Origin of the sequence: Mesorhizobium sp. IMUNJ 23033 (genome assembly GCF_044778005.1) — a bacterium.
Classification (GTDB): Bacteria; Pseudomonadota; Alphaproteobacteria; order Rhizobiales; family Rhizobiaceae; genus Mesorhizobium; species Mesorhizobium amorphae_A.
In genome coordinates, this window is the sequence record NZ_JBJACT010000028.1 from 55368 (window position 1) to 75574 (window position 20207).

24 protein-coding genes are annotated in these 20207 nt (G+C 63.0%); 18 read left to right on the plus strand and 6 right to left on the minus strand.

Annotation, left to right across the window (positions count from 1 at the left end):
• Window positions 1–66: 66 nt before the first annotated feature.
• Window positions 67–888, minus strand: coding sequence for an SDR family oxidoreductase (locus ACFX5Q_RS25860; protein ID WP_192181192.1), 822 nt, complete (start codon window positions 886–888; stop codon window positions 67–69).
• A gap of 223 nt (window positions 889–1111) precedes the next feature.
• Here ACFX5Q_RS25860 and ACFX5Q_RS25865 point away from each other — a divergent pair, with 223 nt between their 5' ends.
• The 8 genes from ACFX5Q_RS25865 (at window position 1112) to ACFX5Q_RS25900 (ending at window position 6454) form a co-directional block, all read left to right on the plus strand.
• Window positions 1112–2146 (plus strand): cysteine synthase A, encoded by a 1035-nt coding sequence (locus ACFX5Q_RS25865; protein WP_404282628.1) that lies wholly within the window; start codon window positions 1112–1114, stop codon window positions 2144–2146.
• The gene (locus ACFX5Q_RS25870; protein ID WP_404282629.1) at window positions 2146–2889 is read left to right on the plus strand and encodes an alanyl-tRNA editing protein; all 744 of its coding nucleotides are present in this window, start codon (window positions 2146–2148) and stop codon (window positions 2887–2889) included. Before ACFX5Q_RS25865 ends, ACFX5Q_RS25870 begins: the two co-directional genes overlap by 1 nt.
• 37 nt (window positions 2890–2926) lie before the next feature.
• Complete coding sequence (gene sseA, locus ACFX5Q_RS25875; protein ID WP_404282630.1) at window positions 2927–3778, plus strand: 3-mercaptopyruvate sulfurtransferase; 852 nt, start codon at window positions 2927–2929, stop codon at window positions 3776–3778.
• A gap of 5 nt (window positions 3779–3783) precedes the next feature.
• Window positions 3784–4347: a GNAT family N-acetyltransferase gene (locus ACFX5Q_RS25880; RefSeq protein ID WP_404282632.1), complete on the plus strand. Its 564-nt coding sequence runs from the start codon at window positions 3784–3786 to the stop codon at window positions 4345–4347.
• Window positions 4348–4455: 108 nt separating this feature from the next.
• On the plus strand, window positions 4456–5013 hold the full coding sequence (locus ACFX5Q_RS25885) for an OmpA family protein (protein WP_404282634.1): 558 nt from the start codon (window positions 4456–4458) through the stop codon (window positions 5011–5013).
• A gap of 112 nt (window positions 5014–5125) precedes the next feature.
• Complete coding sequence (gene dapB / locus ACFX5Q_RS25890) at window positions 5126–5827, plus strand: 4-hydroxy-tetrahydrodipicolinate reductase (protein ID WP_404282636.1); 702 nt, start codon at window positions 5126–5128, stop codon at window positions 5825–5827.
• Entirely contained in the window at window positions 5742–5933 is a 192-nt protein-coding gene (locus tag ACFX5Q_RS25895) for a dihydrodipicolinate reductase C-terminal domain-containing protein (protein ID WP_404282638.1), read from the plus strand. Before dapB ends, ACFX5Q_RS25895 begins: the two co-directional genes overlap by 86 nt.
• 77 nt (window positions 5934–6010) lie before the next feature.
• Window positions 6011–6454, plus strand: coding sequence for a DUF1203 domain-containing protein (locus ACFX5Q_RS25900; protein WP_404282639.1), 444 nt, complete (start codon window positions 6011–6013; stop codon window positions 6452–6454).
• A gap of 420 nt (window positions 6455–6874) precedes the next feature.
• Here the strand turns inward: ACFX5Q_RS25900 and ald are convergent, their stop codons facing one another.
• On the minus strand, window positions 6875–7990 hold the full coding sequence (ald, locus tag ACFX5Q_RS25905) for an alanine dehydrogenase (protein WP_404282641.1): 1116 nt from the start codon (window positions 7988–7990) through the stop codon (window positions 6875–6877).
• 158 nt (window positions 7991–8148) lie between these two features.
• Here ald and ACFX5Q_RS25910 point away from each other — a divergent pair, with 158 nt between their 5' ends.
• Entirely contained in the window at window positions 8149–8622 is a 474-nt protein-coding gene (locus tag ACFX5Q_RS25910; RefSeq protein ID WP_006205413.1) for an Lrp/AsnC family transcriptional regulator, read from the plus strand.
• Between the two features lie 140 nt (window positions 8623–8762).
• Here the strand turns inward: ACFX5Q_RS25910 and ACFX5Q_RS25915 are convergent, their stop codons facing one another.
• Window positions 8763–9425 carry a 5-formyltetrahydrofolate cyclo-ligase gene (locus ACFX5Q_RS25915; protein ID WP_404282644.1) on the minus strand — a complete coding sequence of 221 codons (663 nt, stop codon included), beginning with the start codon at window positions 9423–9425 and terminating at the stop codon, window positions 8763–8765.
• A gap of 174 nt (window positions 9426–9599) precedes the next feature.
• On the opposite strand from ACFX5Q_RS25915, the gene ACFX5Q_RS25920 reads away from it, so the two are divergent.
• Together ACFX5Q_RS25920 and ACFX5Q_RS25925 are read left to right on the plus strand one after the other, a co-directional pair.
• Window positions 9600–10865 (plus strand): NAD(P)/FAD-dependent oxidoreductase, encoded by a 1266-nt coding sequence (locus ACFX5Q_RS25920; RefSeq protein WP_404282647.1) that lies wholly within the window; start codon window positions 9600–9602, stop codon window positions 10863–10865.
• Between the two features lie 141 nt (window positions 10866–11006).
• Complete coding sequence (locus tag ACFX5Q_RS25925; protein ID WP_404282649.1) at window positions 11007–12986, plus strand: bifunctional 2',3'-cyclic-nucleotide 2'-phosphodiesterase/3'-nucleotidase; 1980 nt, start codon at window positions 11007–11009, stop codon at window positions 12984–12986.
• A gap of 24 nt (window positions 12987–13010) precedes the next feature.
• Here the strand turns inward: ACFX5Q_RS25925 and ACFX5Q_RS25930 are convergent, their stop codons facing one another.
• Both ACFX5Q_RS25930 and ACFX5Q_RS25935 read right to left on the minus strand, forming a co-directional pair.
• The gene (locus ACFX5Q_RS25930) at window positions 13011–13304 is read right to left on the minus strand and encodes a hypothetical protein (RefSeq protein ID WP_404282651.1); all 294 of its coding nucleotides are present in this window, start codon (window positions 13302–13304) and stop codon (window positions 13011–13013) included.
• A gap of 255 nt (window positions 13305–13559) precedes the next feature.
• Window positions 13560–14831 carry a class I SAM-dependent methyltransferase gene (locus ACFX5Q_RS25935; protein ID WP_404282653.1) on the minus strand — a complete coding sequence of 424 codons (1272 nt, stop codon included), beginning with the start codon at window positions 14829–14831 and terminating at the stop codon, window positions 13560–13562.
• Between the two features lie 335 nt (window positions 14832–15166).
• On the opposite strand from ACFX5Q_RS25935, the gene ACFX5Q_RS25940 reads away from it, so the two are divergent.
• The 6 genes from ACFX5Q_RS25940 (at window position 15167) to ACFX5Q_RS25965 (ending at window position 18415) form a co-directional block, all read left to right on the plus strand.
• Window positions 15167–15301, plus strand: coding sequence for a hypothetical protein (locus ACFX5Q_RS25940; RefSeq protein WP_404282655.1), 135 nt, complete (start codon window positions 15167–15169; stop codon window positions 15299–15301).
• Window positions 15302–15401: 100 nt separating this feature from the next.
• Complete coding sequence (locus ACFX5Q_RS25945; protein ID WP_404282657.1) at window positions 15402–15689, plus strand: Dabb family protein; 288 nt, start codon at window positions 15402–15404, stop codon at window positions 15687–15689.
• Window positions 15690–15979: 290 nt separating this feature from the next.
• Window positions 15980–16858, plus strand: a complete 879-nt coding sequence (locus ACFX5Q_RS25950; RefSeq protein ID WP_404282659.1) for a VOC family protein — start codon at window positions 15980–15982, stop codon at window positions 16856–16858.
• Window positions 16855–17685 (plus strand): 3-deoxy-8-phosphooctulonate synthase, encoded by an 831-nt coding sequence (gene kdsA / locus ACFX5Q_RS25955; protein WP_404282661.1) that lies wholly within the window; start codon window positions 16855–16857, stop codon window positions 17683–17685. Before ACFX5Q_RS25950 ends, kdsA begins: the two co-directional genes overlap by 4 nt.
• A 73-nt stretch (window positions 17686–17758) precedes the next feature.
• A complete protein-coding gene (locus ACFX5Q_RS25960) occupies window positions 17759–17962 on the plus strand; it encodes a dodecin family protein (RefSeq protein ID WP_404282663.1) in 204 nt (67 codons plus the stop codon).
• Window positions 17963–18049: 87 nt separating this feature from the next.
• Window positions 18050–18415, plus strand: a complete 366-nt coding sequence (locus ACFX5Q_RS25965; RefSeq protein ID WP_404282665.1) for a PRC-barrel domain-containing protein — start codon at window positions 18050–18052, stop codon at window positions 18413–18415.
• Window positions 18416–18483: 68 nt separating this feature from the next.
• On the opposite strand, the gene ACFX5Q_RS25970 is transcribed toward ACFX5Q_RS25965, so the two are convergent.
• Window positions 18484–18606 carry a hypothetical protein gene (locus ACFX5Q_RS25970; protein WP_281034914.1) on the minus strand — a complete coding sequence of 41 codons (123 nt, stop codon included), beginning with the start codon at window positions 18604–18606 and terminating at the stop codon, window positions 18484–18486.
• A 199-nt stretch (window positions 18607–18805) separates the two neighbouring features.
• Here ACFX5Q_RS25970 and eno point away from each other — a divergent pair, with 199 nt between their 5' ends.
• Entirely contained in the window at window positions 18806–20080 is a 1275-nt protein-coding gene (gene eno, locus ACFX5Q_RS25975; protein WP_404282667.1) for a phosphopyruvate hydratase, read from the plus strand.
• The last annotated feature ends 127 nt before the right edge of the window (window positions 20081–20207 follow it).

Genomic DNA, 20207 nt, shown 5'->3' on the forward strand with positions numbered 1-20207 from the left:
CGACGCGGTCGCCACTAGTGGACGGCCAGCCGCCACTTGTGGACGACGCGGCCGCGCTGACGATCGCTATTCGCCGGGCGGCTTGCGGTCGAAATTGAGCGGTCGGGCCATCCAGGCGGTCGTCAGGCCGATCACCCAGCGCCCGACCGGCCGCGGCAGCAGACCGAGCAGTTTTAGAGGCCAGCTTATGTGGTAGGGAAAGGTGACTTCGAAGCCGCCGGATCTGATGCCACGCGCCATGCGGCGCGAAGCGCGATGTACAGGCATCAGACCAGGCATCGGCAGCATGTTCTTTTCCGTCAGCGGCGTGTCGACAAAGCCCGGGTTAATCACCTGGACGCGAATGTTCATCTTGTCGAAATCGTACTTCAGCGACTCGGCCAGGATGTTGATGGCTGCCTTGGTGCCGCCATAGGCGGCGGTGGTCGGCCAGCCGGAATAAGCCGTCACCGATCCGACAAGGACAACATGGCCGCGCGAACGCACGCGCATGTGTTCGACGACGGGCACCAGGCCGTTGAGGATGCCGAAATAGTTGACCTCGAAGGACCGCCGGAAATCCCGTACGATCAGGTCTTCGCCAGGGGTGGCGATGTAGTTCCCCGCGTTGAATACGGCCAGCACGATCGGGCCGAGATCCTTTTCGATTGCCGCGACCGTCGCTGCCATGCGCTGCTCGTCGGTGACGTCGCAAGGAAAGGAGGTGACGCGGCCTGGCATCTGCGCCGTTTCGACGAGCAGCGTGTCGACCGGATCGCAGTCCAGTGCGGTCACGGCAACGGCATAGCCTTGCGCCGCGAGGTCCTTGGCCAATGCGCGGCCGATGCCGCTGCTGCCGCCGGTGATCCAGGCGACACCGTGCTTCGGGTTGGCCCGATAGAGAGTCATGCTGCGCCCTGTGAATGTGTCGATAGTGCTCTAGCGGCGGATAAATCGAATGAAAAGAGCGCTTTTCGCGCGATGTGGAAATGAACATTTTGACAACACATCCGTTTTGAGACGCATCCTGGCAATTGCGGTGCCCGAAATGCCGCTAGTCCAGGCAAATTCTTGCCTTGAAACCGAAGCTTCGGGTTTCTAGGGTCTCGCCGCACCTACACAAGGAATCTCCATGCATCGTTCTGTGATCGAAGCGATTGGCAACACGCCCCTGATCCGCCTCAACAAGGCGTCGGAAGCAACCGGTTGCGAGATCCTGGGCAAGGCCGAATTCATGAATCCGGGTCAGTCGGTCAAGGACCGGGCCGGCCTGTTCATCATCCGCGACGCCGAACAGCGCGGGCTTCTGAAGCCGGGCGGCGTCATCGTCGAGGGAACGGCCGGCAACACCGGTATCGGCCTGACGCTGGTCGCCAAGGCGCTCGGTTATCGCACCGTGATCGTCATCCCGGACACGCAGAGCCAGGAGAAGAAGGACACGATCAAAATGCTCGGTGGCGAGCTGATCGAGGTGCCGGCAGTGCCTTACAAGAACCCCAACAATTACGTGAGGCTCTCGGGGCGCCTGGCCGAGCAGATGGCGCGTTCGGAGCCGAACGGCGCGATCTGGGCCAACCAGTTCGACAACGTCGCCAACCGCGACGGCCATATCCGCACCACAGCGCAGGAAATCTGGGCCCAGACCGGCGGCAAGGTCGATGGCTTTGTGTCGGCTGTCGGGTCCGGCGGGACGCTGGCCGGCGTTGGCCTGGGGCTGAAGGCCAAAAGCAACGACGTCAAGATCGCGCTCGCCGATCCGCTGGGCGCGGCACTCTACAGTTTCTACACCAGTGGCGAATTGAAGTCCGAGGGCAGCTCGATCACCGAAGGCATCGGCCAGGGGCGTATCACCGCCAACCTCGAAGGCTTCACGCCGGATTTCTCGTTCCAGATTCCGGATGAGGAAGCGTTGCCGATCGTCTTCGACCTGATCCAGGAAGAAGGCCTGTGTGTCGGCGGCTCGACCGGCATCAACATTGCCGGCGCCATCCGGCTGGCGCGCGAACTGGGTCCCGGCCATACCATCGTCACCCTCCTTTGCGACTACGGCACGCGCTACCAGTCGAAGCTGTTCAACCCTGAGTTCCTGCGCGGGAAAGGACTGCCGGCGCCGGGCTGGATGGACGACCAGAGCAAGATCTCGGTGCCGTTCGAAAAGGTCGCGTGATGGCACACCAGACCGAAGCGCTGTTTCGCGACGACGCCTATCTGAAGACGACTGATGCCACGGTCGTCGCTATCAACGAGCGCGGTGGCATCATCCTCGACCGGACGATCTTCTATGCGACGTCGGGCGGCCAGCCGGGCGACACCGGTGCGCTGGAGCGCGCCGACGGCAGCCGCATCGCCGTTGCCGCCACCATCACCGGCGAGACCAAGGACGAGATCATCCATGTACCGTCGCCCGAGCAGGCGGTTCCCGGTATCGGCGAGCGGCTGAAGCTCGCCATTGACTGGGAGCGACGGCACCTTCTGATGCGCATGCATGCCGCCTGCCATTTGCTCACCGTTGTCTGTCCGTACCCGATCACGGGTGCCGCGGTTTCCGAGGACGACAGCCGCGTCGACTTTGACATTCCGGATGCCGGTTTCACCAAGGAGGACGTGACGGCGGGGCTGATGGAGTTGGTGCGCGCCGACCATCCGATCTTCACCCGGCTGATCACCGACGAGGAACTGGCGGCCAATCCCGGCCTGGTGAAATCCAAGAATGTGCGGCCGCCCGTCGGCACCGGCAGGATCCGCCTGGTCTGCATCGGCGAGAATGCCTCGATCGACAGTCAGCCTTGTGGCGGCACGCATGTGAAGAGCACAGGCGAAGTCGGCGAGATCCATATCGGCAAGATCGAAAAGAAAGGCCGCGAGAACCGGCGCTTCCGTATACGCTTCGGGCCTATGCCGGCGATCTGAAGGTCAGGTGCCGCCACAGGCGAGCAGGAGAAAAAGAATGGCCGAGGATAGTCCTTTCATCGTCGACGCGGACTGGCTGCAGCAGCGCCTCGGGGAGCCGGGCCTGACGATCATCGATGCTTCGTGGTACCTGCCAGCGCAGAAGCGCGACCCGCGCGTCGAATATGAGGCGGCGCATATTCCGGGTGCACGGTTTCTCGACCAGGATGCGATCTCGGACCCGGAGTCCGGCCTGCCGCATACGCTGCCGTCGCCGCAGAATTTCGCGCAATATGTTGGCAGCATGGGCGTTTCGGCCGACGATACGATCGTGGTCTATGACGGCCCCGGCTATTTTTCGGCCCCACGCGGCTGGTGGATGTTCCGGGTCATGGGCGTGTTCCAGGTCTACGTCCTGAGCGGCGGCTTCGACCGCTGGAAGGCGGAGGGTCGCCCAGTGACGGCGGAGCAGACCAAGATCGCAGCTTGCATCTTCCACGCCGATTTCGACGCAAGCCGTGTCGTCAGCCTCGCCGAGATGCGCAGCATCGTCGACAAACGAGAAAGCCAGATCGCCGACGCGCGCTCCGCCGGCCGTTTCGCCGGTACCGAGCCTGAACCTCGTGCCGGCGTCCGTTCAGGCCATATGCCTGGCGCGCGCAATGTCCCGGTTGCAGCCCTTGCCGAGAACGGCGAATTGCTGCCCAGGGATCGCCTGCGCAAGGTGATCGAGGATGCCGGCATCGATCTGTCGAAGCCGGTCGTCACGTCGTGCGGCTCGGGCATCACGGCGGCGGCGATCACGCTGGCGCTGGAGACGCTTGGCCATACCGACAACAGGCTTTACGACGGCTCATGGACCGAATGGGGCGGGCTTGGCGATACGCCGGTGGTGACGGGCAAGGAATGACGGCGATGGAAAACGGAGCGCTGGAAGACATCGACGTCACGGTGACGTTTCTCGAAATGCATGTACCGCCGGCCTATTCGCCTCCGGTGCCGTACAACCGCCAGATCGCGCTGCTGAAGGTCAAGGATATTCCGCTGCATTTCTACCGCTATTTGATGGATCGGGTGGGGCGGAAATGGCACTGGGTCAACGTGCTGAGGCTGAACGATGAGGAGCTTTCGGCCGGCCTGCATCGCGAAGACCGCGACATCAGGGTGCTTTATCTCGACGGTGCGCCGGCCGGTTTCTTCGACCTCAAACCGCATCTGCCGGAAGAAGTCGAGCTCGCCTATTTCGGCATGATGGAGCACGCCACCGGCCAAGGCATCGGCCGCTGGTTCCTGGGCGCGGCGATCGCCGCTGCGTGGTCGCATGGGCCGAAGCGGGTGACGGTGCAGACCTGCACGCTCGACCATCCCGCGGCCCTGCCGCTCTACCAGAAACTCGGCTTTGCGCCGGTGGCGCAAAAGAAGGAGATCGTGCATCCGATGACCTTCGCCGAGCGTTCGGCCAGTGTCATGCGGCCTTAGCTTCTCCCTAAGCTGAACCTACCGTTCATCCGCGCTTCAGACTGTCTTTGCCATGGTGCCTTCAGCATCAATGCGCCCATCACAGAGCGGCGCCGAAGGAGAAGAGACATGCTGACCCGACGCACATTTGCCGTGGCGATGATTGCGGCATTTGCCATGCCGAGCCTGGCATCCGCTCAGGCGACGACACCGTCCGCCGCGACGATCGAACGCCAGCTTGAAGCGCCACCCAAGGTGAAGCTGCGCCCCAACCAGCGCGTCACCATCCGCGAGTTCAAGCGGCGGCCGGATCTCAGGCGCATGGCGCGCTCGATCGACATCCAGTCGATCAATTTCGCCTTCGGCTCGGCCGCCATTTCCAGTTCGCAATACGGCAAGATCGAAAACATCGCCAACGCGCTCGAGCGCATCCTGCGCCGCGATCCTCGCGCCCGGGTGCTGATCGAAGGCCATACCGACGCTGTCGGTTCCTTCCAGTCGAACCAGATCCTGTCCGAACAGCGTGCCGCCTCGCTGAAACGGACGCTGGTGCGCGAATTCGGCGTGCCGGGTCGTGCGCTGGATACCGTTGGTTATGGCGAGGAGTTCCTGCTGGTGCCGACGCAGAACGAGAACTGGCGCAATCGCCGGGTGACGCTGCGCCGCTTCGACGATTTCATCCGCTGAGCCTGACCAGAATTTTGGAGCAATACTGCAAAGAGCCCGGCTTGAACGAGCCGGGCTCTTTGCATAACGCTGATCGTCCAGGGGCCAATGGTGATGGCGAAAGGATCGGATGATGGCGATACGGGTGGTTTTGGCAGGCGCGACCGGCTGGGTCGGTAGGGCGTTGGTGCCGGCGATCGCGGCGCAGGCCGACATGGTGCTCTCCGGTGCGGTGTCGCGCAGCGGTGCGGGGCAAGATTCCGGCCTGCTGGTTGGCGTGCCAGCCAATGGCGTGATCGCGTCCGCCACGCTGGCGCAGGCGCTGCAGGCGCCATCCGACGTGCTGGTCGATTACACCAAGCCGGATGTGGTGAAGGACCACGTGCTGCTCGCCATCGAGAAGGGACGGCATGTGGTGATCGGCACGTCCGGGCTCGGAGCCGCCGACTATGCCGACATCGATGCGGCGGCGCGTGCCAACCGGGTCGGCGTCATCGCGGCCGGCAATTTTTCGATCACCGCCACGCTGATGAAGCGTTTTGCGCTGATGGCGGCGAAATATGTGCCTGATGTCGAGGTCATCGACTATGCCAGCGCCAGGAAGCCGGATGCGCCGTCGGGCACGGCGCGCGAACTGGCGGAAGCGCTGGCTGATGTCCGCAAGGCATCCACCGCGCGGCCGGTGTCGGAGGTCTCTGGCATGCCGGGAACACGCGGTGCTGCTGTCGGCGTGGGCGAGGGGGGTGCAGGTGCATGCGCTGCGTCTGCCGTCCTACATACTGTCCTGCGAGGCGCTGTTCGGCCTGCCCGACGAGCGGCTGACCATCCGCCATGATGCGGGTTCGTCCGCAGCGCCCTATGTCGCCGGTACGCTGCTTGCTGTCCGGCGGGTGCAGGAAGTCACCGGGCTGGTGCGTGGCCTCGATGCGCTGATGGACTGATCCGCCTTGGCAGGAATCGGGTGGGAAGCGGTTTCTCGGCAGCATAATTTCCGGTCAACGACACCGGAGATTTTGCCATGACCATCCAGTTCAAAGCTCTGCCGACGGAAGATGTGAGAGCCCTGCAGCGCGGTGGACCTGACGCTTACGGCCACACGCCAGAGCGGAGCATCTCCGACGGCGACGGCGTGCCGTGCCGGCATTGCCTGAAGAACGTCGCCGCCGGCGATGCCTATCTGATCCTGGCCTACCGGCCGTTTCCGGAACTGCAGCCTTACGCCGAGACCGGGCCGATCTTCCTGCATGCGCAGGAATGCGAGCGTGCCGACGAGGCCGAGGCACTCCCCGATATGCTCGAAAGCAGCGACTATATCGTGCGCGGCTATGGCAGCGGCGGCGTCATCCCGACGACCGCCATCGCGGCACGCGCCGAGGCGCTGTTCGAGCGCCACGACATCGCTTACGTCCACGTCCGCTCGGCGCGCAACAATTGCTACCAGTGCCGGATCGATCGCGGCTGACGGTGCGCAAAAAGATGCCCGCCGATAGTCTGGCGGGCAGTTGGGAAAAATAGTCGCGACAGAAGCTGTGGCCGAAGCCGCCGGCAAGCTTGGTATTCGCCGGCGTCTGGGAGCGGCTCGAGCCGTCAGGGAACGACACCTGTGTAGGCATAGTTTTCGAACGCCGAATGTGAAGTGCTTCACACAGGGCGTATTTGATCATGGCGGGGCGAAAGATGGTGACGACTGTCGCACTCCCGTCGCATAAGAGCGCTAAAAGGTAGTCGTCGATCGATTGCCGACCGCGGATGAACCGGCGGCATATCTCGACATCGAGGAAGCGGGGCTTTGGCTCCGCTTTTTTGTTATTTGAATTCCACGCAAAGAAAAAACCCGCCGGGATGAGCCGGCGGGCGACAGGAGGAATTCTTTGCCCGGGTATCAGGCGGCGAGCACGGCCTTCGGCTCGACCAGTTCGTAGCCGAGCGCTTCGGCGACGGCACGGTTGGTGATCTTGCCCTTGTGGACGTTGAGGCCATTGCGCAGATGGTGGTCGTCGACCAGCGCCTTCAGGCCCTTGTCGGCGAGCTGCAGGCCATAGTGCAGCGTGGCGTTGTTGAGCGCGTGCGCCGAGGTGACCGGCACCGCGCCCGGCATGTTGGCGACGCAGTAATGGATGACGCCGTCGACCTCGTAGGTCGGCTCGGCATGGGTGGTGGCGTGCGAGGTCTCGAAGCAGCCGCCCTGGTCGATGGCGACGTCGACCAGCACCGAACCCTTCTGCATGCCGGAGAGCATTTCACGCGTCACCAGCTTGGGCGCGGCGGCACCCGGGATCAGCACGGCGCCGACGACGATGTCGGCCGAGAAGCATTCTTCTTCCAGCGCCTCGACGGTCGAGTAGCGGGTATGGACGCGGCCGGCGAACAGGTCGTCGAGCTGGCGCAGGCGCGGGATGGAGCGGTCGATGATGGTGACGTCCGCGCCAAGGCCGACCGCCATCCTGGCGGCATGCAGGCCGACGACGCCGCCGCCAAGCACGGTGACCTTGCCGGGCAGAACGCCGGGCACGCCGCCGAGCAGCACGCCGCGGCCGCCATTGGCCTTCTGCAGCGCTGTGGCGCCGGCCTGGATCGACAGGCGGCCGGCGACTTCCGACATCGGCGCCAGCAGCGGCAGGCCGCCGCGGTCGTCGGTCACGGTCTCGTAGGCGATTGCCGTGACGCCGGAGCCGAGCAGGCCCTTGGTCTGCTCCGGATCCGGAGCCAGGTGGAGATAGGTGTAGAGGATCTGGCCGTCGCGCAGCTGGACCCACTCGTTGGGTTGCGGCTCCTTGACCTTGACGATCATGTCCGACTTGGCGAACACGTCGGCCGCCGTCTTGGCGATTGTAGCGCCGGCGGCGCGGTAGGCGTTATCGTCGGCGCCGATACCGGCACCGGCGCCGGTCTCGACCAGCACTTCATGGCCATGCGCGACATATTCGCGGACCGAGCCCGGCGTCAGGCCGACGCGGTACTCGTGGTTCTTGATTTCCTTGGGGCAGCCGACGCGCATTTTCTTCTCCTGATCCGGCCCTTTTGAGGGCGCGTTCCCTGTATGAAGTGAGTGAACCACGAATCGTTGCGCAGGTGTTTGCGAATGCGCTTGCGCTGACCTGCGCGTTTCGATAATCGTTGCGCTAAATATCAGGATCTTCGAAGGAATCCCGAAGAATGCCGCTCGACAGGATTGATATCGCCATTCTGGAGACTTTGCAGAAGGATGGCCGGATACCCAACGCCGCGCTTGCCGAGAAGGTCGGCCTGTCGCAGTCGGCCTGTTCGCGGCGGCTGGACAATCTGGAGAAATCCGGAACCATCCGCGGCTACCACGCGCGGCTCTCCAATGCCGCACTGGGCCACCAGATGACGGCGATCGTGCATATATCGCTGTCGGGGCAATTCGAGAAGACGCTGTCGGATTTCGAAGCCGCGATCAAGCGCTGCCCGAACGTGCTTTCCTGCCACCTGATGTCAGGCGAGTACGACTACATCCTGCGCATCGCAGCCAAGGATCTCGTCGACTATGAGCGCATCCACAAGGAATGGCTGTCGGCCATGCCGCATGTGACGAAGATCAATTCATCCTTCGCCCTGCGCGAGATCGTCGACAGGACGACAGTGGGGCTGAGACCGGAAATGGCTTAGGCTGTATTGATATTCAGGTGATGCCGGCCTGCAAATGCTGGTTTCCTGCGCTTCCGGTGCTCACGTACTTTAAGTACGCTCCGCTCCGGTTCTCGGAAACCACCATTTTCGACTCGGCCTGACCTGAATCTCAACACATCCTAGCTAGCCTTGAAAGCCTCCGTCACCACCCGGTCCATCGGGATGTCATGCGGTTGCGGGTAGATGGTGGCGATGCGCTGCAGTTCGTAGCCGACGCCGATGACCAAAGGCTTGAACGGCATCGCGGCAAGCGTGCGGTCGAAGAAGCCGCCGCCGTAGCCCAGGCGATAGTTTTGGGGATCGATGCCGACGATCGGCGAGATGACGATGTCCGGCAGCACCGGATCGCCTTCGGCCGGGATCGGGATGTTCCAGACACCTTTCTCCAGCCGGTCGCCAGGGACATAGGCGCGAAAGACCAGCGGCTGTCCCTTCTCGATCACGACGGGCAGCGCCGTGCGGCCGCCGCGCTCGTTGATGGACGCCATCCATGGGCGCAAATCCGGCTCGCCGCGAAACGGCCAGTATAGGCTGACCAGACGGCCGGCAATGTCGCCGATCATGGCGTCGAGGCCTTCGGCGATGCGCTGCGACATCGCCATGCGTGTGTCTGCGGAAACCGCCAGCCGGGCCGCGATCAGCCGCTCGCGCTCGGCCTTGCGCCAGCGCCGCACATCGGTCCAGTCGGTGAGAGGAGCGCGGAATTCCGGATCGAGTTCGTGCATGAAGCAGGGCGGCGAGGAATACTGCGCCGGACCTTCGCCGTCACGATCGTTAGCCATGCTTCACTTCACTCCCCGTCATCCAGTCCGGTGAGGCTATACCCGGCATGAGCCGGCCGGCATGTGCATTCACGACATCGAGCGGCGGCTCCCGGGCAGGCTAGGCATTGTTGCAGTGCACAAAAATCCCTATATCCAAGCCGGTGAATTTACGCGCTCATGGGGGTGAATGAGATGAACGAAGCCAGCCATCATGTCGTCGTTGTCGGCGCGGGGTTCGGCGGCCTCGAATTCACCCGCGCGCTGTCAGGTGTGCCGGTGCGCCTCACCATGATCGACAAGCGCAACCACCATCTTTTCCAGCCCTTGCTCTATCAGGTGGCGACCACGGCGCTGGCGACTTCGGAGGTTGCCTGGCCGATCCGCCATCTCTTGCGCAAGCGCAAGGACGTGACGACGCTGCTCGCCAATGTCAGTGGCGTCGACCGCGCCGGCAAGCGCGTGATGCTCGACGACGGCAGCGCGGTCGCCTACGACACGCTGGTACTCGCCACCGGCGCCCGCCACGCCTATTTCGGCCATGACGAATGGGAGCCTTTTGCGCCTGGGCTGAAGACGCTCGAGGACGCAACCACCATTCGGCGGCGCATCCTTCTGGCCTTCGAGCAGGCCGAGCGGGAAACCGATCCGGAGAAGCGCAAGGCGTTTTTGACGCTGGCGATCGTCGGTGGCGGGCCGACCGGCGTGGAACTGGCCGGCACCATTGCCGAGCTCGCGCGCGACACGCTGCGCGGCGAGTTCCGCAACATCGACACGCGCCAGACGCGCGTGGTGCTGATCGAGGCCGGCGACCGCATCCTTGCCAATTTCGCGCCTGAACTTTCCGACTATGCCAGGAAGGCGCTCGAGCGCCTTGGCGTCGAGGTGGAACTTGGCCGCGCGGTGACACGCTGCGACGCCGAGGGCGTCGTCTTCGGCGACACAGTCCTGCCGGCCCGGACAATCCTGTGGGCGGCAGGCGTTGCCGCTTCGCCGGTCGCCGAATGGCTGGGGGCGGCTGCGGACCGGGCGGGCAGGGTGCTCGTCGAGCCCGACCTGACGGTGCCGGGCAGCCCGGAGATCTTCGTCATCGGCGACGCAGCGCATGTGTTGCGGCCGGATGGTAAGCCGGTGCCGGGCGTGGCGCCGGCCGCCAAGCAGGCAGGCTGGCATGTCGCCGCGACGATCAAGGCACGGCTTGCCGGCAACGCGACGCCGCGGCCGTTCCGCTACAAGCATGACGGCGATCTGGCGACGATCGGCAAGCGTGCCGCGGCGATCGATTTCGGCTGGATCAAGCTTACCGGCCGGCCCGCCTGGTGGCTGTGGGGCATCGCCCACATCTATTTCCTGATCGGCTTTCGCAACCGGCTGGCGGTTTCGCTTAGCTGGCTATGGATTTATGCGACCGGCCAGCGCAGTGCGCGGCTGATCACCCAGGGCGACGACGACAAGGGCTGACCTTGCCTGGTGGGAAGGCCGTTTCATCCGCCCGTCACCTTTTGCTGATCGACTGGATTCCAGATGGACATAGGCGGATTTCGGGGCGAAGCTTTCGCTTCGGGGGTAGGGCTTGTCGCACTGTCGAAACAGGAAAAAACAATGTCCCAACTGCTTCACCCTGTCTCCCGCCGTTCGCTGTTGGCGGGCGCCGCCGCAACCGGGGCGCTGATCATGCTGCACCCGTTCTCAGCCCGCGCTCAGGCCAACCAGGCGCATCTCAGGATCATGGAGACGACCGACATCCATGTGAACGTGCTGCCCTATGATTACTACGCCGACAAAGCAAACGACACGATGGGCCTGTCACGCACGGCTTCTCTGATCGATGCCGTGCGCAAGGAAGCGGTCAACTCGATGCTGATCGACAATGGCGACCTGCTGCAGGGCAACCCGATGGGCGACTACATCGCCTATGAGAAGGGCATGCAGGACGGCGACCTGCATCCGATCATGAAAGGCATGAACCTGCTCGGTTACGAATGCTCGACGCTCGGCAACCACGAGTTCAACTACGGCCTGTCGTTCCTGGACAAAGTGCTGGCCGGCGCCAATTTCCCGTTCGTCTGCGCCAACCTGATCCGCGGCACCCAGCTCGCCACCAATCCGCGCGACGACAAGCTCTACCTCAAGCCGTACGTGATCCTCGACAGGAAGATCAAGGATGGCTCCGGCGCCGAACAGCCGATCAAGATCGGCATCATCGGCTTCGTGCCGCCGCAGATCATGGTCTGGGATCTGAAAAACCTCGAAGGCAACGTCAAGACGCGCGATATCGTCGACGCGGCCAGGGCCTGGGTGCCTGAAATCAAGGAGCAGGGCGCCGACATCGTGATTGCGCTTTCGCATTCCGGCATCGATGTCAAGCAAGGCGACATGATGGAAAACGCTTCCTTCTTCGTCGCCGGCGTCGAAGGTATCGACGCCGTGTTCACCGGCCACCAGCATCTCGTCTTCCCCGGCAAGAAGGACTTTCAATCGCTCGAGGCCGTCGACACCGAAAAGGGCACGCTGCAGGGCAAGCCTGCCGTGATGGGCGGGTTCTGGGGTTCGCATATGGGCCTGATCGATCTTTTGCTGGAGCGCGACGGCTCGAAATGGCGGGTCGTTTCGGCGACGTCGGAGGCGCGGCCGATCTACGAGCGGGTCGACAACAAGAACAAGGCGACAGTCAGCGACGACAAGCGCATCATCGCGGCGCTGGAGCAGGATCATGAGGCGACGCTCGCCTATGTGCGCCGTCCGGTCGGCAAGACGTCGGCGCCGCTCTATTCCTATTTCGCTTTAGTCGCCGACGATCCGTCGGTGCAGATCGTCAACCAGGCGCAGAGCTGGTATCTCAAGGACATATTGAAGAGCACGCAGTGGAAGGACGTGCCGTTGCTGTCGGCCGCGGCTCCCTTCAAGGCCGGTGGGCGCAGCGGCGCCGACTACTATACCGACGTTCCCGTGGGCGACATCGCCATCAAGAATGTCGCCGACCTCTATCTCTACCCGAACACCGTGCGAGCCGTCGAAATCACCGGCGCGCAAGTCAAGGAATGGCTGGAGATGTCGGCCGGCATCTTCAACCGGATCGAGGCGGGCAAAGCGGACGAGCCGCTGATCAATACCGATTTCCCGTCCTACAATTTCGACGTGATCGACGGCGTCAGCTACAAGATCGACCTGTCACAGCCGCCGAAATACGATGCCAAGGGTGGTCTGGCGAATGCCGGATCGAACCGCATCGTCGATCTGATGTTCGACGGCAAGCCAATTGATCCCGCAGCGAAATTCGTCGTTGCGACCAACAATTACCGCGCCGGCGGCGGTGGCAATTTCCCCGGCATCAATGCCTCGAAGATCATCTATGAGGCGCCGGACACCAACCGCGACGTGATCGTGCGCTACATCATCAGCGAAGGCACGATAAACCCATCCGCCGACGACAACTGGTCGTTCGCGCCGCTGACTGGAACCAGCGTCGTGTTCGAGACCGGACCCAAGGCGAAGGATTTTATCGCTGAAGTGAAGTCGCTGAAGATCGAGCCCGCAGCCGAGGGCGAGGCAGGTTTTGCCAAATACCGCATCGCACTTTGAAGCAGCGCTCAGCCGGCGGCCAGTCTAGGGCGAGCCGGTCGCGGGAGCGGTGACCGGTCCAGGGAACGCGGGCTCGATGGAAGCGCCCAGCGGATCGTTGGGAACGGTCAAGGCCGTCATCCCTTTTGGGTGATGGATCGCCGGGATGGACGATGTCGGCGTGTTGTTGATGAGGTCGCTGATTCCAGGTGTGAGGGTCGCGGTCGTGTTCGCACCCAACGGGTCGTTGGTGACTGTGGGGATGGATGATTTCGCCTGAGCTGCGGTTGCCGATATCACGGCAAGCAACAGCCCGGCGGCGGTCTGGGTTCGGTTCAAGGAAGCCTCCTGTTGCCAAGGATGCTCCGCGCTCGTTTGACATGATGCAGTGCCGAGCGGCGGACAGCAGGAAACGCCCGGCGTCCGATCGCGGTTTCATCACCTTCGCATGAGCAATCCGTGCTCATGCGACCACCGCCCTCCTAGAGCGGTTCACCGTTTCACGGAAACGCAGAACCGCTCTATCCTATTGTTTTAACGCAGTTCCGGACGGAAAACCGCTAACGCACTTTTCCTGGAATTGCTCTAGCCGCATCAGGCTTTGTAGACCACCTGGCGGACGTCGATGTAGCTGGCGCGGAAGCCGGCTTCGCAATAGTGCAGGTAGAATTCCCAGAGCTTCTTGAAGCGGTCGTCGAAACCGAGCGGGACGATCTTTTCCCAGGATCCCCAGAAACGCTGGCGCCATTCGGCGAGCGTGCGGGCATAGTCGTCCGGGAAGACGCGCTCGCGCAGATGGGCGAGGCCATGATCTCTCCCCAGCGATTTCAGGATCGACGGCGTCGGCAGCATGCCGCCCGGAAACACATAGCGCTGGATGAAGTCCGGGCGGGCGCGATAGGTGTCGTAGGCATCCTCGTTGATGGTGATGATCTGCAGGCCCGCCGTGCCGCAGGGTCTCAGGCAGGCCTTCATCTTGGCGAAGAACACCGGCCAGTATTTTTCGCCGACCGCCTCGAACATCTCGATCGAGGCAATGCGGTCATAGGTGCCGATCTCGTCGCGATAGTCCTGCAGCTTGATGTCGACCTTGTCGGCAAGCCCGGCCTTGTGGATGCGCGCCCTGGCGAAATCGTGCTGCTCGCGGCTGATGGTCAGGCCGGTGACGCGGCAGCCGATCTCGCGCGCGGCGAATTCGGCAAAGCCGCCCCAGCCGCAGCCTATTTCGAGCACATGGTCCTTTTTGCCGATGCCGGTGTCCTTGGCCAGCGCGCGGTATTTGGCGGCTTGCGCGCTTTCCAAATCGTTGGCGCCGGTCGCGTAAAGCGCCGACGAATAGGTCATGCTCGGGTCCAGCCATTGCTTGTAAAAGGCATTGCCGAGATCGTAATGCGCCGAAATGTTGCGCTTCGAGCCGGTGCGGGTGTTGTCGTTGAACCAGTGACGGATGCGCTGGACGGTGTTGATCAGCCAGCTGGCGCCGCCGGCGACACGTTCGCCGATGGCCGAGTTGACCACGAACAGTTCCAGGAAACTGGTGACGTCAGGGCTTTCCCAATCGCCGTCCATGTAGGATTCGGCGACGCCGATCGTGCCGCCGGAAAAGGCGCGGCCGGGCAGGCGCCAGTTCTTCAGCACCAGTTCGGCGTCGGGGCCGGGCGCCTTGCCGCCGACGAGCACAGCGCGGCCGTCCGGCATCCTGACCTTGAGCGAGCCGCGCGGCAGGTTCATGGCGGCCGACAGGACCATGCGTGCCTTGGCCGGCAGCCCCTTGACGATCTCGGCGAAGTTAAGCTCGTCGAGCTTTACCGCCTCGCCGAAAGCCATGCCGCTCAGGCCACCGCTCTTGTGTTCGCTGCAGGTCATGTCACGCCCCTGAACTTCCGCAGAGCTGGCGCAATATGCCGGCTCCCACCCTCTTGCGGTTCCTTCGCCAGGCTCGAACTCCGCTCCCCGATCTCGGCAGCTGGCCGATTCGGCAGCGGGCGGGCTCGAATGAAAACGCGCCCCTCAAGGGTTTTCGCGCTTCCCTGTGAATTCCCACGACAATCTTCCACGTCATCAACGGGAACTTCAAGAGGCAAGCGGCAAGCACCGCAGTGCCAGGCAACCGAATCCGGCGTTGCGAAAATCCGCTGGAGAGTGTCCGTGGCGATCGGAATCGCTATGGTTGCGCCTACCCATATGCGTTAGTTTTAGCCATGCGCTATGTAATCGTGATCATCACCTTCACCTTCTTCCTAATCTGGGACGGCCTCTACAATCAAGGCGCCTACCTCGACTATACGGTCAGGGAGATGTCGCGCATCGTGCGCTACGTCACCGGCGCGGCCTAATTCCGCCCGCATTCCAAAGGATCTGGCGCGACATCGTTGCCGGTTGACGCGACGGCTGCGCTCGCACAAAACACCCGCGCATACCGATCAGGAGGTTTTGTTGATCCGGCATATCGTTTTCTTCAGCGCCCGGCGCAAAGAGGATGTGGAAGCCGTGCGCGACGGATTGATGGCGCTGGGCAAGATCCCGCATTCCAGCCTCTTCGAAGTGACCCTCAACACCAAGGTCGATCCGCTGTCGGATGCGATCGACGTGGTCGTCTATGCCGAATTCGAAGATGATGCCGCACTCGCCGCCTACAAGGCGCATCCGCTCTACGCCGAGACGACCAGCCGGGTCAAACCATTGCGCGAATTGCGTTATTCGGCCGACGTCGTGGCGGCCTGAGCGAATTTCGGCTGCAGGCAATGCCCTCGAGGGCAAGGGATGAACGGTTTCATTCCGTCTGGACGGCGGAAGTCTCGGCCGGGTCGACGCCCGGCCTCGTGCTCAGCACCAGCGCGGCGACAACCACGATCGCCGCAACCGCCATTGCCGTAAGGACGATTCTCTTCATGGTTGTGAGCTAGGGTTGCTTCCCGGTGACTGCAAGTGCGATCAAGGACGGCAACCGATGCCGAGGCGGCACAAGGTGAGGCTCTTGAACCAGCCTTGGGAATGATGCACACCGCACCCGCATGACCAAAACGCCCGCGGCTCACCCGCTCGATCACCTTGTGCTGCCGACCGCAAGCCTCGATGTCGCGCGGGCGCGGCTTGTCTCGCTCGGCTTTGTCGTGGCGCCGACCGGCATCCATCCGTTCGGCACGGAAAATTGCTGCGTCTTCTTCGCCGACGGCACCTATCTGGAGCCGCTCGCGATCGGCAATGGACAGACTGCGGCGAGCGCGATCGCCGAGGGCAATGTGTTCGTCGCGCGCGACCGTCTCTATCGCGACAGCCTTGGCAATGAAGGGTTCAGCGCCTTGGTCTTCGGAACGACAGACGCCGATGCGGATCACGCACGCTACGTCGAAGCCGGCCTGTCGGCGGGAGACGAGCTGAGCTTTTCGCGGGCCTTCACCGATGCGAGCGGCAAGAGCGATACCGCGTCCTTCAAGCTGGCCTTCGCTGCACGCGACGTGGCCACGAACGCGTTCCTGTTCGCCTGCGAACGGATCAATGCGCCGAAAATCGATCGCACTGCGCTGCAAGCCCATGCCAATGGCGTCACCGGTATTGTCGAGATTGTGGCGGTCAGCGATCGGCCCGCCGGGCAACGCCGGCTGATCTCGATCGCCGCCGGCTCGGCGAACAAGAATGACGATGTGTTCGAGTTGCCGAATGCAACGCTGACCATCCTGCATCCTGCCACGTTTGCCACCCGCTTCGGAATTCCGGCCAGCGCGCCGTCGCAACTTCGGTTTGCGGCGATCGTCCTTTCGGTCGGCAGTGCCGACACCGTGGCAAGGCTGCTTGCAGCCGGGTCTGTCGAACACAACATACGCGGCAATGAAATTGTCGTGCCGCCGGCGCCCGGGCAGGGCGCGGCCTTTATTTTCCGGGAGACCCCATGAGCAAGCCCAATTCGTCGGTAACCGTCGGCAAGGTCGTGTTCGCCAACACAGCGCCGCTGTCGCTGATCGCCGGACCGTGCCAGCTTGAATCGCGCCAGCATGCTTTCGACATGGCCGGGGCGCTCAAGGAACTGACGCAAAAGCTCGGCATCGGGCTCGTCTACAAGACCAGCTACGACAAGGCCAACCGCACGTCGCTCGGCGGCACGCGCGGCGCTGGGCTCGAGGCTGCGCTGCCGGTGTTCGACGATCTGCGCAAGGAATTCTCGCTGCCAATTCTGACCGACATCCATACCGAGGAGCAGTGCGCGCTAGTCGCGCCGCATGTCGACATCCTGCAGATACCGGCCTTCCTGTCGCGGCAGACCGATCTGCTGATCGCCGCAGCCAAGACCGGCAAGGTGGTCAATGTGAAGAAGGGCCAGTTCCTGGCGCCATGGGACATGAAGAACGTCGTCGCCAAGGTGACGGGATCCGGCAACGCCAATGTGCTGGTCACCGAGCGCGGCGCCTCGTTCGGCTACAACACGCTGGTGTCCGACATGCGCGCCTTGCCGATCATGGCCGAGATCGGCGCGCCGGTGATTTTCGACGCTACGCATTCGGTGCAGCAGCCGGGCGGGCAGGGCGGCTCCAGCGGTGGCGACCGCCGCTTCGTCGAGACCTTGGCGCGCGCGGCGGTCGCGGTCGGTGTTGCCGGTGTGTTCATCGAGACGCATCGGGATCCCGACAATGCTCCGTCGGACGGCCCCAACATGGTGCCGCTCAAGGATCTGCCGGCGCTGCTCGAAAGGTTGATGGCGTTCGACCGAGTCGCCAAGGGCTAGCACCCGCGCTTGTCGTCTGCTGGGGTCAGTTGTAGGCTTGCCCTGCAACTGAGCGTCTTGGCAGGAGGAAGCCATGTCCGTCGCCCGCGTTACCGAGATCACATCGTCGTCCAAGAAGAGCTTTCAGGACGCTATCGAAATGGGGATTGCGCGCGCCGCAAAGACCCTCAAGAACGTCGAGGGCGCCTGGATCCAGGACCAGAAGATCGACGTCGTCGACGGCAAGATCGCCGCTTACCGGGTCAATATGAAGGTCACGTTCATTCTCGCCGATTAGCCTTCCATCGCCGAAGAAAAGTCTGGAACCTTCGTTAGCGCCCCTCATTGTCAATGCATAGTGGCAGAGACAGAAGAGGAGCACATCATGACAACCCAGACGGGACACACCGAAGCCATTGCCGCTTCGCGGGTCATCGGCACGTCGGTCTACAACACCGAAGGCACGAACATCGGCAGCATTGAGGACGTCATGCTCGACAAGACCTCGAACGGCATCATGTTCGCGGTCATCGGCTTTGGCGGATTTCTCGGCATCGGCGAGAAATATCACGCCATCCCATGGGCAAGCCTCGACTATGACGAGGACAAGGGCGGCTATGTCGTGCCGTTCTCCAAGGAACAGCTGAAATCCGCACCTGCCTATTCGATCAACGAACTGACGGGCAGTGACGGCGAACTGGCGCGCGATGCGTCATACGACTACTACAAGGTCGCCCCCTACTGGCACTGACCGGCTGGTCAGCCCAGCTGGAATCGAAAGGGCCCCCGCATGGCGGGGGCCCTTTTCTGCGGAGAAAGCTACTCCGCTGCGTTGAGGGTCGACAATTGCACCGCGCCCTGCGGTGGCTTCTGACTGTCGCACGATGTCAGGAACGCCGCCGCGATCAGGAACAAACTCACGATACCGCTCAACTGGGACATGGCGAAACTCCTCCTGTTTCGCCCCGCGCGGGAGAATCATAGACCAGAAACCGGTTTGCCGCGCATGACTTATGATGACAGAAATTTGCGCTTCGTGAATCGACGCAGCGGCACTATTTGCGAGCCGCCCGATTGCCTTTTGCAGCGCTTTGGCTAAGAGGGGCGCGACGCTTCAATCGATCAATCGGGGACATCGCAAATGACCGCCATCATCGACATTGTCGGGCGTGAAATCCTGGACAGCCGTGGAAATCCGACCGTCGAGGTCGACGTGGTGCTGGAAGATGGCTCGATGGGCCGCGCTGCCGTGCCGTCTGGCGCTTCGACCGGCGCCCATGAGGCGGTCGAGTTGCGCGACGGCGGCCCCCGTTATCTCGGCAAGGGCGTGCTCAAGGCGGTCGAGGCCGTCAACGGCGAGCTGTTCGAGGCGATCGGCGGCATGGAAGCCGAAAACCAGATCCATATCGACCAGACCATGATCGAGCTCGACGGCACGCCCAACAAGAGCCGGCTTGGCGCCAACGCCATACTCGGCGTGTCGCTGGCGGTCGCCAAGGCTGCGGCCGAAGCGGCCGGCCTGCCGCTCTACCGCTATGTCGGCGGCGCCAAGGCGCATGTGCTGCCGGTGCCGATGATGAACATCATCAATGGCGGCGCCCATGCCGACAATCCGATCGACTTCCAGGAATTCATGATCCTGCCGATCGGCGCGCCGACGCTACGCGACGGCGTGCGCTGGGGTTCGGAGATCTTCCACACGCTGCGCAAGAAGCTGAAGGATGCCGGCCACAATACCAATGTCGGCGACGAGGGCGGCTTTGCCCCGAACCTGAAGAGCGCGCCGTCGGCGCTCGATTTCATCATGGAATCGATCGAGCAGGCCGGCTTCAAACCGGGCGAGGACGTGGCGCTTGGCCTCGACTGCGCGGCGACCGAATTCTTCAAGGACGGCAACTACGTCTATGAAGGCGAGAAGAAGACCCGCGATCCGAAGGCGCAGGCCAAGTACCTGGCCAAACTCGCCGCCGACTATCCGATCATCTCGATCGAGGACGGCCTGGCCGAGGACGACTGGGAAGGCTGGAAGATACTGACCGACCTCATCGGCAAAAAGACCCAGCTGGTCGGCGACGATCTGTTCGTTACCAACACGGCGCGGTTGCGCGACGGCATCCGCATGGGCGTCGCCAATTCGATCCTGGTCAAGGTCAATCAGATCGGCTCGCTGACCGAGACGCTCGATGCGGTCGAGACCGCGCACAAGGCCGCCTACACCGCCGTCATGTCGCACCGCTCGGGCGAAACCGAGGACTCGACCATCGCTGACCTCGCGGTCGCCACCAATTGCGGGCAGATCAAGACCGGCTCGCTGTCGCGCTCCGACCGCATGGCCAAATACAACCAGCTGATCCGCATCGAGGAAGAACTCGGCAAGCAGGCGCGCTATGCCGGCAAGTCGATCGTGAAAAGCTGATCCGGGACCATATCCGGGACGACGAGGGCGGGAACTTTCCCGCCCTTTTGTTTTTCGCGGCTGCCGAATCCGGCCGCCCGTAACCGTCCATTAAGCACAATCGGCGAGAAAGAGGCGTTGAGAGGAC

Coding starts and splice junctions, on each gene's coding strand:
- ACFX5Q_RS25965 (WP_404282665.1), top strand. CDS start 18,050: ATGACAACCCAGACGGGACACACCGAAGCCATTGCCGCTTCGCGGGTC.
- ACFX5Q_RS25940 (WP_404282655.1), top strand. CDS start 15,167: ATGCGCTATGTAATCGTGATCATCACCTTCACCTTCTTCCTAATCTGG.
- dapB (WP_404282636.1), top strand. CDS start 5,126: ATGGCGATACGGGTGGTTTTGGCAGGCGCGACCGGCTGGGTCGGTAGG.
- sseA (WP_404282630.1), top strand. CDS start 2,927: ATGGCCGAGGATAGTCCTTTCATCGTCGACGCGGACTGGCTGCAGCAG.
- ACFX5Q_RS25870 (WP_404282629.1), top strand. CDS start 2,146: ATGGCACACCAGACCGAAGCGCTGTTTCGCGACGACGCCTATCTGAAG.
- ACFX5Q_RS25960 (WP_404282663.1), top strand. CDS start 17,759: ATGTCCGTCGCCCGCGTTACCGAGATCACATCGTCGTCCAAGAAGAGC.
- ACFX5Q_RS25860 (WP_192181192.1), bottom strand. CDS start 888: ATGACTCTCTATCGGGCCAACCCGAAGCACGGTGTCGCCTGGATCACC.
- ACFX5Q_RS25865 (WP_404282628.1), top strand. CDS start 1,112: ATGCATCGTTCTGTGATCGAAGCGATTGGCAACACGCCCCTGATCCGC.
- ACFX5Q_RS25920 (WP_404282647.1), top strand. CDS start 9,600: ATGAACGAAGCCAGCCATCATGTCGTCGTTGTCGGCGCGGGGTTCGGC.
- ACFX5Q_RS25910 (WP_006205413.1), top strand. CDS start 8,149: ATGCCGCTCGACAGGATTGATATCGCCATTCTGGAGACTTTGCAGAAG.
- ACFX5Q_RS25885 (WP_404282634.1), top strand. CDS start 4,456: ATGCTGACCCGACGCACATTTGCCGTGGCGATGATTGCGGCATTTGCC.
- kdsA (WP_404282661.1), top strand. CDS start 16,855: ATGAGCAAGCCCAATTCGTCGGTAACCGTCGGCAAGGTCGTGTTCGCC.
- ald (WP_404282641.1), bottom strand. CDS start 7,990: ATGCGCGTCGGCTGCCCCAAGGAAATCAAGAACCACGAGTACCGCGTC.
- ACFX5Q_RS25915 (WP_404282644.1), bottom strand. CDS start 9,425: ATGGCTAACGATCGTGACGGCGAAGGTCCGGCGCAGTATTCCTCGCCG.
- ACFX5Q_RS25935 (WP_404282653.1), bottom strand. CDS start 14,831: ATGACCTGCAGCGAACACAAGAGCGGTGGCCTGAGCGGCATGGCTTTC.
- ACFX5Q_RS25970 (WP_281034914.1), bottom strand. CDS start 18,606: ATGTCCCAGTTGAGCGGTATCGTGAGTTTGTTCCTGATCGCGGCGGCG.
- ACFX5Q_RS25925 (WP_404282649.1), top strand. CDS start 11,007: ATGTCCCAACTGCTTCACCCTGTCTCCCGCCGTTCGCTGTTGGCGGGC.
- eno (WP_404282667.1), top strand. CDS start 18,806: ATGACCGCCATCATCGACATTGTCGGGCGTGAAATCCTGGACAGCCGT.
- ACFX5Q_RS25880 (WP_404282632.1), top strand. CDS start 3,784: ATGGAAAACGGAGCGCTGGAAGACATCGACGTCACGGTGACGTTTCTC.
- ACFX5Q_RS25900 (WP_404282639.1), top strand. CDS start 6,011: ATGACCATCCAGTTCAAAGCTCTGCCGACGGAAGATGTGAGAGCCCTG.
- ACFX5Q_RS25950 (WP_404282659.1), top strand. CDS start 15,980: ATGACCAAAACGCCCGCGGCTCACCCGCTCGATCACCTTGTGCTGCCG.